The following is a 12,669-nucleotide window of genomic DNA, read 5'->3' as shown; positions in this document are numbered from 1 at the left end:
GGCTCTAGTCTCGAGCGCTAACCGGCGGCCCCTCAGGGCCGCGGACACGCGCGCGCCAGCGCGCCAATAAACACAGCGTCAAACCTGCCTGGGACAACTGGGCAACGGATCCCGACTCCCCCGCCCAACCTCTACCCACCACAGACGCCCAGTGTCCCGCCTCACAGCGCCACCCACCCCGACAACCGCGATCCGCCCACCACTAAACTCGCCCCCATGACCAGTGCGTTCCCGACAATTCCCGCCGACCTCAAGCCCGCAGACGGACGGTTCGGCTGCGGCCCCTCCAAGGTCCGCCCGGAGCAGCTGCAGTCCCTGGTGACTGTCGGCGCCTCGGTGTTCGGTACCTCGCATCGACAGAAGCCGGTCAAGGACGTGGTCGCCCGCGTTCGCAACGGCCTGCGTGAGCTGTTCTCCCTGCCCGACGGCTACGAGGTCGTGCTCGGCAACGGTGGCACCACCGCGTTCTGGGATGCCGCCGCCTTCGGCCTGATCCGCGAGCGTTCGCTGCACCTCACCAACGGCGAGTTCTCCTCGAAGTTCGCCTCGGTCGCCAAGGGCAACCCCTTCATCGGTGACCCGATCGTCGTCAAGGCCGAGCCGGGCAGCGCGCCCGAGCCCGTGTCGGACCCCTCGGTCGACCTCATCGGCTGGGCCCACAACGAGACCTCCACCGGTGTGTCCATCCCGGTGTCGCGTCCGGTCGGCTCGGAGAACGCCCTGATCGCCATCGACGCCACCTCGGGCGCGGGCGGTCTGCCGGTGAACATCGCCGACTCCGACGTGTACTACTTCGCCCCGCAGAAGTGCTTCGCCGCCGACGGTGGCCTGTGGATCGCGATCATGAGCCCGGCCGCGCTCGCCCGCGTCGCCGAGATCAAGGAATCGGGTCGCTGGACCCCGGAGTTCCTGTCGCTGCCGATCGCGGTCGACAACTCCTCCAAGGACCAGACCTACAACACCCCGGCGCTGGCCACCCTGCTGCTGTTCGCCGATCAGATCGAGTGGATGAACGCCAACGGCGGCCTCGACTGGACCGTGAAGCGCACCCTGGACTCGTCCTCGCGCCTGTACTCGTGGGCCGAGTCGAGCTCGTTCGCCACCCCGTACGTGACCAACCCGGCGCACCGCTCGCAGGTTGTCGGCACCATCGACTTCGACGACGCGGTCGACGCGGCCCAGGTCGCCAAGATCCTGCGCGCCAACGGCATCGTCGACACCGAGCCCTACCGCAAGCTGGGCCGTAACCAGCTGCGTGTCGGCATGTTCCCGGCGATCGACCCGGAAGACGTTTCGCAGCTGACCCGTTCGATCGACTGGGTCGTCGGCCAGCTCTGAAATAAGACCGACATCGGGCCGGGGGGGTGGGGGGGGGGGGAGAGGTGACCACCACCCCCCCGAGCCTGCCAACGTCACAAAAAAACAGGTGTGTTTTGATTAATTTTAAATCCCCCCCCCTGGGGGCGGGTGTTTGACCACCTCACTGTGTGCCCAACACACCGGCCCTTTGCATACATTCGCAAAATTCGCCGAGTTTTGACAGATCTCGGTACCGAGATTTGATGTTGATCTATCACCAAAACCCCTGTACACAAGCGGAATTCGTGTGGTGAGCCGCTCAGATTAGCCCCCTGTGCAGGGTTGGCGCGCGATTTAAGTCGTGCGTGTCTGCTGCCACGGCCAAGTAATGTGCACTACTGTCAAGGAAAGTGGGCGGTGTCGTAGCCGACGCGATAGGGAGGTAACGTGCGTGAACTTCGAGTGATCGGGGTGACGCCCGACTCCACGCACATCGTGTGCAGCGACACCGAGTCCGGTACCAAGTTCCGGTTGCCCGCCGACGACAAGCTCCGCGCGGCGGCGCGCGGCGACCTCGCACGATTCGGCCAGATCGAGATCGAAACGGAGGCGACTATGCGTCCTAAAGATATTCAGGCCCGTATTCGCGCTGGAGCGTCCGTCGAGCAGGTCACGGCGGAGTCCGGGATGCCGGAATCCAAAGTCGAACGATTCGCCTACCCTGTACTACTCGAGCGCGCCCGCGCCGCCGAACTGGCGCAGAAGGCCCACCCGGTGCGCCCCGACGGCCCCGCGGTGGAAACGCTGCACGAGATCGTCACCGCTGCCTTCGCCGAGCGCGGCCACACCATCGAACAGGCCGAGTGGGATGCTTGGAAAGACGAAAAGGGTTTCTGGGTCGCCCAATTGCAGTGGCGGCACGGGCACTCCGAGATCGCGGCGCACTGGCGCTACCAGCCCGACGCGCACGGCGGCTCGGTATCCGGTCTCGACGATCCGGCCAACGACCTGATCGATCCCGACTTCGGCCGCGCGCTGCGTGGGCTGGCGACGATCCTGCCCACGCCGGTTCCGGCCGCCTCGCCGGTGATCGAACCGCCGACCCCGGTGGAGCCGCGTCCGCGCGAGCAGATCGCCGCACCGGCCGCCCGGCCGCAGAGTCGTCCGGCGCCGAACGTGGACGAGTACTACGAGCAGCGTCAGGTCGCGGCAGGCGGTGGCACGGCGGCGATTCCGGCCGCGCCCATCCCCGCGGCACCGATTCCGGCCACGCCGAAGCCCGCCGCCCCGGTACCCGCCGTACCCGCGGCGCCGAGCCAGCCCGCGGCACAGCAGGAGAAGCCCGCTGCTGAGGAACCAGCTGCGGAGAAGCCCGCACCGAAGCCTGCGCGAACCAAGCGAGGCAAAGCGCCTATGCCTTCGTGGGAAGACGTCCTGTTGGGCGTCCGCAGCTCCGGAAACTAACCAACGCCAAGTAGTCGCGAGTACATGGGTAACTCACCGGGCACGCGCTGACATATCACCGACCAGACAGTCGGCCGCCGATGTGACGGAACTCCCGACTGGGTCTGGCTTGATACGCGCAGTGGCGGCACAGATGGGAGGTGGCTGATGTCCGCGGCTTCTTCGATCTGGTACGTCGATACTCCTGATCCTGTCGCGGTGCTGACGGGAAACGTCGAGTCCGATCCTGTTGCGGCGGCGGCGTTGGCCGGGCAGTTGTATCCGGACCATGATGTTCAGCCACACATGGTCGGGACGCTGAGTGGTTGTGCGGCGCCGGATCGGGACGAGGTCTACATCGGGTGTTATCCCGGGTTGACCGTGGTGTGTACGGCCGAGGCCGCGCTGGTCCGGCCGACGAAACTGCCTGATCTGCTGGTGCGGCCGCTCGCTTCCGAGCACACCTATCTGGTGTCCTACGACTCGAAGCCGCACTGGGGCGCGTTCGCGCATTGGGAGCGTGGCGAGTTCCGGCGGTCGTTCAGTTCCACCAGGGTGGACATTCTCGAGAACGAAGGGCTCCCGATGGTGTGGGAGCGAACGTTCTGGGCGGGTGAGCATCCGGTGCCGTGGCGGGGTGCGGATCATCCCGCACCGCAGTCGCTGCCGTTCGATCCGCCGGATTTCGCCGACGCCGCCAATGCCGAATGGCTCGGCTTCCGCTACCTGACCCCGGCCGCTCCCGGCCGGCTCGCACCCGGTGACCTCGCGGTCTGTGGTTTCACGCTGTACCCGAAAGGCCAGGCGCCCGAACAGCAGCAACTGCTGGTGGGCCGCCCCGGTGCGGCGACGCGGCGCAGGCGCGGGCTACTCGGGTGGCTGCGCGGTGTCGATCGGGTGGTGTGAGCCCTCAGCTGATCTCGTCGATGATCACGGCGATCCAGCCGAGCACCACCGCCGCGGCCGCACCGGCCAGCACCCACCGCACCACCGGCGTGAACCGCCACCGCCAGGCCGTCGGCGCTACCCCGCCCGCGGCCACCACGTTCACCGCGATCGCCAGCAGCGGATTGACCGCGGCCAGCGCACAGCCGAAGGCATACACCGCGACCCCGCCGAGCAGCGCGACCAGCACGACAACGGTGCCGCCCGCCGCCCATGGCACCGAATCCGCTTGCGCCCGATACGGACCCTCGCACTCCTGGGTCATGAGATACGCACACGTTCGTAGAACGCCATGGCCGCGGCGGTCGCGACATTGAGCGAATCGGTACCGGGCGACATCGGGATGCGGGCACGAATATCGGTGGCGCGCATGGCTTCCTCGGTCAAGCCGGGCCCTTCGGCACCGAGCAGCAGCGCCACCCGCTCCCCCGTCATGGCCGTCGCTAGATTCACCGCTGCGGGATTCGGCGTCAACGCGATGATCTGGAAACCCTTGTTCCGCACGAGGTCCAGACTCTCCGGCCACTGCGGCAATTGCGCGAACGGCACCCGGAGCACATGCCCCATCGACACCCTCACCGCCCGCCGATAGAGCGGATCGGCACACCGGTCGCCGAACAGCACCGCGTCGGCGCCGAGCCCCGCGGCGTTGCGGAACATCGAACCGAGGTTCTCGTGATCGTTGACGCCTTCCAGGACCGCCACCGTGCGCGCGCCGTCGAGCACCTCGTCGACGGTGAGCTCAGCCGGACGCGGCGCGACGGCGAGTACCCCGCGGTTGAGATGGAAGCCGACCACCTCCGCCATCACCGCCGCGCTCGCGCGGTAGTACGGCAGGTCCCGATCGGCGAGGTCGTCGGCGAGGGTTTCGAATCGTTTCCCCACGCCGAGCAGTGCGCTCGGCGTGAAACGTGAGTCGAGCATCCGCTGGACTACCACTACGCCCTCGGCGATGACCAGGCCTTTTCGGCCCGGCAGGTCCGGCCTGCGGTCGGCATTGGACAGGTCACGGAAGTCGTCGACGCGCGGGTCGGTGGGGTCCTCGATATCGATCACTTCGGCCACCGGCTAATCCTGGCATGCTGGAAGCATGAAGATTGTCCAGTTGATCTTGAACGTGCTCTGGGTGGTGCTGTGCGGGTTCTGGATGGCACTGGGGTACCTACTCGCGGCACTGATCTGTTTCATCCTGATCGTCACCATCCCGTTCGGGATCGCCTCGCTACGGCTGGCCGGGTACGTGCTCTGGCCGTTCGGCCGCACGGTAGTCGACAAACCGAGCGCGGGCGCGGGTTCATTGATCGGCAATGTGATCTGGTTCGTATTCGCGGGTTGGTGGCTGGCGCTCGGCCACGTGTTCACCAGCATCGCGCTCGCGGTGACGATCATCGGCCTGCCGTTCGCCTGGGCGAATCTCAAGCTGGTGCCACTGTCGCTGTTCCCGCTCGGCCATGACGTGGTGTCGGCGGATGCGGCGCGGCCGTCGAGCTGATCACTCCGATTCGGCGACGATCTGGTTCATGATGCCGACGGCTTCCCCGAGCACCGCGATCTGCTCGGGGCGCAGGCCGGCGAGCTGACCGGTCATCCATACCTCGCGGGCATTGGTCTCGTCGGCGATCAGCGCGCGACCGGCGGACGAGAGCGAAACGATGATCTGTCGGCCGTCGGTCGGGTGCGGGCGACGCTGGACCAGGTCGAGGTCGGAGAGCGAGGCGATGACGCGGGTCATCGACGGTGGTTGCACGCGTTCTTTGCCTGCCAGCGCGCCGGGCGTCATCGCGCCGTCACGAGCCAGCGTCGCCAAAGCCGACAGCTGAGTAAGCGAGATCTGCGCGTCGGTACGGCGCCCGCGCAGGTGTCTCGTGAGCCGCACGACGGCCAGTGAAAGATCACCGGCCAGGGCACGGACGTCCGATGGCGTTGTCACAGTGCAGAACTCTACGGTAAATCCGGCTGGGCTGATGGGTTTCACACGGCTACTGTTTGGGTATGGATGCCGGACCTGTCAGTCCCGAGATACCTCAACTGCCCCGAATCCTGGTCGACCCGCGCCCCGTTGTGCTGGGTGGCTTCGCCCTGTGGGCCATCGCGACGGCGGTGGTGTGGATCAACGCGAGCTGGGCCGATGCCCGCCCGGTGTGCCTGATGGGGCTCGTTGTGGGCGTGCTGGGGTCGTCGATCTTCCTCTTGCAGCGTCGTTCCGCGCGGCGCGGGGACAAGGGCGCTCAGGTGGGGCTCGACACCGACTAGGCCACTGCGAATTCGTCGCTGGTCCCGGTGATGGGGCGGAGCGTGCCGTCGGCGCCCAAGACATCGGCGTAGTGCACGAATCGATGCACGCCGGGTTCGGCGGTCGTGGGGATATCCCACGTGAAGCGGGCGATCGAGACCGCGGCGCCCGCTGTGCGCCAGTGGAAGCGGACGTCCCATTCGCCTTCGTTGGCCACCCGCGCCCAGCCCGCCGCGGTCTTTCGCTGCACGTGCAGGAAGGTGTCGCCGCGGCGCGGATTGTGTTTCGGGTGGGCCGAGACGAATTCGACGGCCGCCTGTTCGCCGCGTCCACACGATGACGGCTGGATCAGGACATCACCGAAGCCACGGCCCTGCGGGGTCGCGTCGGGCCCTGGCACGGCGGCGAAGTTCGGCTGTAGCGCCGAGACATCGCGCGGTGCCGGGCCGCGCCCGACCGCCTGCCCCGTGGCGAACGCCTCCGCCAGTCTGGTGAATTCCTGCACATACCCACACAGCGTGTAGCGGCCGAACAGGGTCGAGGCGCCCTCGTAGTGCTGCGCATCGTATTCCTCAGGTGTGGTGACGTATTCGTGGTAGCTGTTCGAATAGCCCTGTAGCAGCACCTGTTCCAGCTCGACGCCGAGTACCGCCGCCACCGCGCGTCGCACGCGCAGCCCGGCGACGATCGTGAATTCGGCGCCCGCGGCGGCCAGATACAGGTCACCGATGCGAATCAGCTGGATCGGCACCACATTCGGCACCCACGGCACCGGCGGCATCAGTCCGAGTGGGGCGAAGATCGCCTTCGGGGCCTGCGCGTCGGCGAGCCAGGCGGGGTGTGGATGGTCGATGCCGCCGAGGAAGTCGACCAGCGGGTTGCGCACACCTTCGGGGATCGGGCCGCCGGGCAGGCCGGGGCCGTCCTCGACGCTGCCCGCCGCCAGGGAGACGCCCGCCGCGGCCGGGGAGGTGCGTCGCGGGGCGCCGTCGGGGGTGAAGCGGCCGTCGATCGTGAGCGCGGCGAGGTCGATGTAGCACAGCATCGAGGCGACCTCGGCCTGCTGCGCGGTACCCTGCGCCGCGGCCTCTTTCGCCGCGTGGTGCTGGCGTTCGCCGAGGATCCTGGTGTTGTCGAACTCATTGTCGGTCGGTCCATGGCCGGGTTGGAGGTCGAGGTTGGGCGACATGTCGCCGGCATTGGTCTGCGCGAAGGCGGCGATGAAGTCGGCGCCGTCGAGGTGGCGCACGCCGTGTTCGAGGTGTTCGGCGGCGTAGCTGGCGTAGCCCTTGTTGTCGGAGCTGATCAGGCGGTTCGCGTTGGTCATCGAGGTGTTGTGGGTGGCGAACCAGGTGAGCGTGCCGACCTGACGACCCTTCCTGGCGAACGCCAACGTGGTCACCGCGGGGTCGATCGCATCGGGGAACACCGTGCGATCGGCGGCCGGATTGCGGTCGAAGGCCACGCGCGAGCGGTTCACGCTGGCGTCGTGCAGTTGTGCGCGGCCGAGGGAGATGGCACCAGGCGCGAAGTCCGCGTCGGCCGCGATGATCGCCTCCACGATCCCGTCGACCTCGGCGTCGAAGACCTGCTGCTGAAATCCCAGCGTCGCCAGCGTGTAGGCGTAGTCGTGCGCGGAACCACCACAACTGGCGTGGGTATGCGTGGAGGTGAGTACGACATTTCGTTCCGAATACCGATCACCGAAACGGCGCGCGAGCGCGAGCAGCACCGCGCCGTGTACCGAGCCGAACACCGCGCCATTCTCCACCGCGACGAACGCGATCCGATTTCCGCCCGCACCGATCACGAACGCACGAGCGCGCGGGCGCAGATGAATTCCCGCCGTGGTCTGTTCGAGTTGGGAGTAGCCCATCATGCCGCATTCCGCGGCCGGGCCCGTGAGGTCGGCGATACCGAGCCCGAATTCGAATCCATCCGGATTCGCGTGCGCGACGGGCATTCCCATACTCGAGAGGACGGGCAGCGCTGTGGCACCCAGTGCCGAGGCGGCGAGCATGGTGCGGCGGGACAGGGACATCGGGCGACTCCTTCGCGACTTCCATCTGGGAGACAACCACATAAACTGGTCAAATGTCCAGGATTTTCCGGCGGACCGGCGAATTGACTGTTCGTGGCGCGAGCGCTTAACTCGCACAGTGTCCTCCCGATTGAGCGTCGAAGAACGACGAGCCCACCTGATCGAGGCAGCGATCGGTCTCGCCGAGAAAAAGGGCGTGGCGGGCGTGACCACGCGCGATGTCGCCCAAGCGGCGGGCGTCTCGCTAGGTGTGGTGCATTACTGTTTCGAAAACAAGGACGCGCTGATGACCGAGCTGGTCAAAGCGCTGTCTATGGAATTGCGGGATTCCGTTGATGCCGATGAATCGGTATGGGAAGACGCCGGAACAGGAAAAGAAGCATTTCAGAAATTGGTGCGCCGCGGATTGGAACTGATGTGGCGCAACATCGAAGCCACTCCCGAACGGCAGTTGCTGACCTACGAGACCACCACCTACGCGTTGCGCGAGGGTGAGTCGACTCCCGCCAAGCTGGCGATCGCGCGCGAGCAGTACGGGTTCAATGACAACACCGTCGCCGATGTGATCGACCATTGCCGCGAGGCGACCGAAACGCAGTGGACCACGCCGGTGACGGCGCTGAGCCGGTTCATTCTCAATGTGATCGACGGGATTGTGCTGCGGTGGCTGGTCGATGACGACAGTGAGTCCGTGCAGGTTCAGCTCGATCTGCTCGCCGAGATGATCACCGCCCACGCGGAGTAGTCCACTACTGGCCTCGCGGCACCTGTACGTGGACCACATCGCCTTCGCACCACCACGGGACGCGGACAGTGCCCGAGATCGCGCCGCGCAGATGCACTTCGAGAGTCTCGTGCAAGACCAGGTCGCCGGTGGCGTCCCGCGGGGACCACAGCTGGCGCAGCACCACGCCCAAAGGTTCCGCGGCCCAGGTGCTTCGGCGACCGGTGCCGAGCACCTCGGCGCTGATCTCGTCCGAGACCAGCGGTAGGTCCAGCAGGGTGGCCAGCGCCTCGGCGTGCGCCGTGTCACCGACGACGAGGCGCACCGAGGGGACGACCAGGCCGAAGCAGGGCTGATCGAGGACCATGACGGTGCTCGCGTCGACGACGTCGCCGGACAAGGCGCGGATCTGCTCGGGGAGATCGAGTTCGCGCGGATCGAGAACGCCCGCCGCGACCGCGGCGGCCAGGCGGGCATGGGTTCGGGCGATTATCTCGGGGGCAGGGGTTTTCGATGGATCGGCCAGGGCGTCGAGGAGTTCCTCGGCCAGCTCGGCGGACATGATGTCAGGGCGGACGAGCACGGGGCGCAAGGTGTCGAGATCAGCGCCCTCTATGCCGATCGCCTCGAAAACTGGTAGGAGCCCGGCGAATTCGTTGTCGTCGGGGTGGTGGAGCCGACCCAGCGGAATGCCGTCGATGTGAGCGTGGCGGTGCAGCCACCAGGTGGTGTAGCCGTCGCGATCGGCGAGCAGCGCGCGGGTGCGTGGCTCGGACAGCAAGTGGCGCAAGGCTTGCGGCCAGCGGTCTTCGTCGACCAGGTCTAGATCCCGGACCGCTGTCAGCTCGCGTGGATCATCGGAAAGGCTGTTCCACCAGGACTGTTCGTCGTCGAGGTCGTGGTCGGGGCCGATCGGCTCCGGGTCGGTGAGTATCGCGAAACCCCAGCCGACACCGATCGCGCGCAAGGCCCGCTCGCCGTACTCGGCGACGGTGGTGTCGGCGATGGTGCCGAAGGGCGAGTCCGCGGCCAGGATGTCGGCCAGCGGGGCTCCTGGGAGCAGTAGCTCGTCGGCCGGGCGGAGTTCGCCGGTGTCGTCGGGCAGTTCGAGCAGGCCGAGCCAGTCCGGTAGCGAATCGGCGGAGGCGAAAGGTGCCAGTTGGAGGACGGCGGCGACGGTGTCCGGGTCGGCCGGATCGTGCTCGAGCAGGTCGCGCAGAGCCGGATCGGTGAGCAGGTCATCCGAACTCGCACTGCGGGCACCCAGCCGACCCAGGAGCGGGTGCGTGGCGTCCGGGTGGGCCAGGCGAGCCCAGTGCACCGGCACCGCCACCGTGAGCTGATCATCGAGCACCACGGTCCGCGGCCCGGTCACCAATCGCCCGTCGGTCAGCGGCACGGCCAGCGCGCCGAATTCCTCAGCGGTCCTGGTATCGACAACGAACGGTTCCAGCGCGGCGTAAAGCCGCCGCCACCACCGTGGTTCACGTTCCAGCCCGCTCGACAACTCGGCCAGTGCGGCCGGCCCGAGCCGATGGACATCGAGGACCGCCAGCTTGTCCTGACCGGCGCGTCCGGACAGCTCCGGAATCACCAGTGGCCCGGTGATCTCGGCCAGAATCGTCGCCAATTCCGGTGTGAGATCGGGAAATACGCGCGCCCGGGTCGGCGTGCTACATGGCAAGTCCGCTCCGGCGGGTCCGTACGTGGCCGATGCTTCCGACGCGAAGGGGTCGGGGAGGTCGCCGCGCAACGGTGCGGACTCACCCGGCCCGAACGTCGTCGCGAGGCCGGAGCCGTCGTCCCCGTCAGCTGCGAGGAGATCCATGAGGTCTGGAACATCCTTGCCGATCGGCGCGGTTTCACCGGGGACAGCGAGGCTGTCGTCACCGGGCGCTGCCGATTCGCCAGTTGTGCCGCCGGGCCCGGCATTTCGCGGTGTGGGTTCGATGGGGTCCCACGGGTCCGCTGGTTCGGTGTTGCGAACGGCACAGACCGGCAACCAGGGGTTGGTGCGAAGCTCGGCGATCACGGCTTCGCGGAGGAGACCGTCGGCTTCGCTGCGGGCGAAGCCGGGGGTGGGGACCAGGACGAGGCGGTCCCGGGGCGGGAGCGCGCGGGCGAAATCCGCGTAACCCGTTGCCAATTCGGTGAGGCGGGCGCCGGGGAGGAGGCGGCGGCGATCGGGTTGCATGGGGATGTCGGCGACCAGGATCGCGGGGAGGGAGAGTTCCTCGTCGGAGCGCGTGGGTGCTCGCAGGACGTCCGGGGCGGTGGCGACTGGGCGGCCGTCTCGCAGTGGGAGTAGCCAGCGGGCCCTGGGAGTGCGGTACTGCCACCACGTTCGGCGTGCTCCGGACGGGAGGGTGATTGTCAGCTGGGAGAAGGTGCCGGTCTCATCGGCGGTGGCGGTGGCGGTAGCGGCCGTGGCGGTAGCGGCATCAGCCGTGGCGGCAGCGGCCGTGGCCGTGGCGTCGGCGGCTGTGGCGTCGGCGCCGGCATCAGCTGCGGCGTCAGCGGCAGCGGCGGTGTCAGCGGCAGCGGCGGTGTCAGCGGCAGCGGCGGTGTCAGCGGCGGAGGCGGCACGAGCCCGCGTTGGGTCGGGGCGAACGGCGTCAGCGGGTTGGGCAGTGGCGAGGATGGTTATTGCGCTGGTGCATTCGTCGGTGTCGATTCGGATGCGCTGCAGGGCAGGCAGTTCCAGGAGGAGGTCGGGGGCCTCGGCTCGCATGGCGTCGAGGAGGGCTTCGGCGTCGATGTCGTCGCGGAGGTGGACGACGATTTCGGTGTCGGTGCCCGCTGGCGGGGTGGTCGGGACGGGCCAGGCCAGTCGCAGGACCGGGGGTGCGATCGCGGCCAGGTCATCGGGGACGCCGATGCCGATGTCGTGCAAGGCGTTCAGCGTCGCCACGCGGGAGAAGCGGATGGATCCGGTCGTCGAGCGGATCTCGATCTCATCGCCGACGGACCGCACCGCGGTGAAGCCGACACCGAAGCGACCCACCTGGGTGGTGTCGGCCTTTCCGGAGGCACGCAGCGCTGTCAACGCGTGCACACCGGAAACGCTCAGTGGCGCACCGGTGTTCGCGACGTGCAGGCGCCCGTCGAGCACCCGCACGAGCAGCGCACCCGCGACACCGGCCTTCGCCGCGGCGTCGGCCGCGTTCTGCGCGAGCTCGGTGAGCAACCGATCCCGGTAGCCCGCGGCCACCAGATCCGCCTCACTGGCACTGTCCTCCCGCAACCGCGTCGGCGAATCCCGCCACGCCGCAAGCACTCCGGCCCGCAGCTGCGCGGTGCCGAACGGGTCCCCCGCTCCGTTCAGCGCGACACCGACGATCCGTGCTCACTGACATCAGCAGACTCCGCACTCTCGCCGGATCCCGCACCGCTTGCCGCAGCATCGTCTTCCGCGGGCGCGTCAGCACTCACGTCCGCTGTCTCGGCGACTGGCGCAACATCCGTGCCCGACGCAACATCGGGCGACGTTGCGGCCACGCCCGAAGCGACATCCGCGACCGGCGCGGCATCCGTCTTCGACGCAACCTCAGCAACCGGCGCAGCATCCGTCTCCGACGCAACCTCAGCAACCGGCGCAGCATCCGTCTCCGACGCAACCTCGGCAACCGGCGCAGCCTGAGTATCCGCAACGGCGTCAGCGTCGAGCGCAACATCCGTGCCCGACGCTGTGTCGGCGGCCGACACGACCTCGGCGGTCGGCTCGCCGTCGGTGTTGGGCCCGGCATCGATGGCGAGGTCGTTCGCGACAACCTCGGCAACTGATGCGATCTCAGCTGTGACGACCTCGTCAGCGGACTCCGGCAGCGCGCCCTCGACGAGCGCCGAACGCTCGGCCGCCACCGCGGCGACTGCTTCGGCCTCGGCGGTTTCCTGCTGATCGCCCGCCTGCTCGGCCGCGGCCTCGCCGATCTCGGTCAACGAGTCAGCGGGACCCTGCCCGGTCGCGGCCTCGGAGACCGAGGC

General features: G+C 67.9%; 11 protein-coding genes. 6 read left to right on the top strand and 5 right to left on the bottom strand.

All coding sequences use genetic code 11. The features are described from left to right. Window positions 1-216 precede the first annotated feature (216 nt). The 3 genes from serC (at window position 217) to ACFXKN_RS19815 (ending at window position 3,648) form a co-directional block, all read left to right on the top strand. Window positions 217-1,338 carry a phosphoserine transaminase gene (gene serC, locus ACFXKN_RS19825; RefSeq protein WP_378974570.1) on the top strand — a complete coding sequence of 374 codons (1,122 nt, stop codon included), beginning with the start codon at window positions 217-219 and terminating at the stop codon, window positions 1,336-1,338. Window positions 1,339-1,746: 408 nt separating this feature from the next. Further along, window positions 1,747-2,763 carry a septation protein SepH gene (gene sepH / locus ACFXKN_RS19820; protein WP_379433558.1) on the top strand — a complete coding sequence of 339 codons (1,017 nt, stop codon included), beginning with the start codon at window positions 1,747-1,749 and terminating at the stop codon, window positions 2,761-2,763. Between the two features lie 147 nt (window positions 2,764-2,910). After that, a complete protein-coding gene (locus ACFXKN_RS19815; protein ID WP_378974560.1) occupies window positions 2,911-3,648 on the top strand; it encodes a DUF6928 family protein in 738 nt (245 codons plus the stop codon). Between the two features lie 4 nt (window positions 3,649-3,652). Here the strand turns inward: ACFXKN_RS19815 and ACFXKN_RS19810 are convergent, their stop codons facing one another. Beyond that, window positions 3,653-3,952 carry a DUF2537 domain-containing protein gene (locus ACFXKN_RS19810; protein ID WP_378974555.1) on the bottom strand — a complete coding sequence of 100 codons (300 nt, stop codon included), beginning with the start codon at window positions 3,950-3,952 and terminating at the stop codon, window positions 3,653-3,655. Continuing rightward, window positions 3,949-4,752 (bottom strand): TrmH family RNA methyltransferase, encoded by an 804-nt coding sequence (locus tag ACFXKN_RS19805; protein ID WP_378974547.1) that lies wholly within the window; start codon window positions 4,750-4,752, stop codon window positions 3,949-3,951. Before ACFXKN_RS19805 ends, ACFXKN_RS19810 begins: the two co-directional genes overlap by 4 nt. A gap of 25 nt (window positions 4,753-4,777) precedes the next feature. Here ACFXKN_RS19805 and ACFXKN_RS19800 point away from each other — a divergent pair, with 25 nt between their 5' ends. Next, a complete protein-coding gene (locus ACFXKN_RS19800) occupies window positions 4,778-5,179 on the top strand; it encodes a YccF domain-containing protein (RefSeq protein WP_378974542.1) in 402 nt (133 codons plus the stop codon). Here the strand turns inward: ACFXKN_RS19800 and ACFXKN_RS19795 are convergent, their stop codons facing one another. After that, complete coding sequence (locus tag ACFXKN_RS19795; RefSeq protein WP_378914000.1) at window positions 5,180-5,617, bottom strand: MarR family winged helix-turn-helix transcriptional regulator; 438 nt, start codon at window positions 5,615-5,617, stop codon at window positions 5,180-5,182. A gap of 62 nt (window positions 5,618-5,679) precedes the next feature. Between ACFXKN_RS19795 and ACFXKN_RS19790 the strand changes: the two genes are divergently transcribed. Then, complete coding sequence (locus ACFXKN_RS19790; RefSeq protein ID WP_378974537.1) at window positions 5,680-5,940, top strand: DUF2530 domain-containing protein; 261 nt, start codon at window positions 5,680-5,682, stop codon at window positions 5,938-5,940. Here ACFXKN_RS19790 and ACFXKN_RS19785 read toward each other — a convergent pair. Then, on the bottom strand, window positions 5,937-7,961 hold the full coding sequence (locus tag ACFXKN_RS19785; RefSeq protein ID WP_378974534.1) for a neutral/alkaline non-lysosomal ceramidase N-terminal domain-containing protein: 2,025 nt from the start codon (window positions 7,959-7,961) through the stop codon (window positions 5,937-5,939). The two genes, ACFXKN_RS19790 and ACFXKN_RS19785, sit on opposite strands and share 4 nt — an antisense overlap. Here ACFXKN_RS19785 and ACFXKN_RS19780 point away from each other — a divergent pair. Further along, window positions 7,939-8,706, top strand: a complete 768-nt coding sequence (locus ACFXKN_RS19780) for a TetR/AcrR family transcriptional regulator (RefSeq protein WP_378974529.1) — start codon at window positions 7,939-7,941, stop codon at window positions 8,704-8,706. The two genes, ACFXKN_RS19785 and ACFXKN_RS19780, sit on opposite strands and share 23 nt — an antisense overlap. A gap of 4 nt (window positions 8,707-8,710) precedes the next feature. Here the strand turns inward: ACFXKN_RS19780 and ACFXKN_RS19775 are convergent, their stop codons facing one another. Then, a complete protein-coding gene (locus ACFXKN_RS19775; RefSeq protein ID WP_378974526.1) occupies window positions 8,711-11,962 on the bottom strand; it encodes a sacsin N-terminal ATP-binding-like domain-containing protein in 3,252 nt (1,083 codons plus the stop codon). Window positions 11,963-12,669 lie beyond the last annotated feature (707 nt).

The organism is Nocardia sp. NPDC059195 (assembly GCF_042754695.1).
Lineage (GTDB): Bacteria > Actinomycetota > Actinomycetes > Mycobacteriales > Mycobacteriaceae > Nocardia.
The sequence above is the reverse complement of the archived record's forward strand: the minus strand, read 5'-3'. Positions and strand labels throughout refer to the sequence as shown.

Coding starts and splice junctions, on each gene's coding strand:
- ACFXKN_RS19800 (WP_378974542.1), top strand. CDS start 4,778: ATGAAGATTGTCCAGTTGATCTTGAACGTGCTCTGGGTGGTGCTGTGC.
- serC (WP_378974570.1), top strand. CDS start 217: ATGACCAGTGCGTTCCCGACAATTCCCGCCGACCTCAAGCCCGCAGAC.
- ACFXKN_RS19815 (WP_378974560.1), top strand. CDS start 2,911: ATGTCCGCGGCTTCTTCGATCTGGTACGTCGATACTCCTGATCCTGTC.
- ACFXKN_RS19780 (WP_378974529.1), top strand. CDS start 7,939: ATGGTGCGGCGGGACAGGGACATCGGGCGACTCCTTCGCGACTTCCAT.
- ACFXKN_RS19790 (WP_378974537.1), top strand. CDS start 5,680: ATGGATGCCGGACCTGTCAGTCCCGAGATACCTCAACTGCCCCGAATC.
- ACFXKN_RS19810 (WP_378974555.1), bottom strand. CDS start 3,952: ATGACCCAGGAGTGCGAGGGTCCGTATCGGGCGCAAGCGGATTCGGTG.
- ACFXKN_RS19785 (WP_378974534.1), bottom strand. CDS start 7,961: ATGTCCCTGTCCCGCCGCACCATGCTCGCCGCCTCGGCACTGGGTGCC.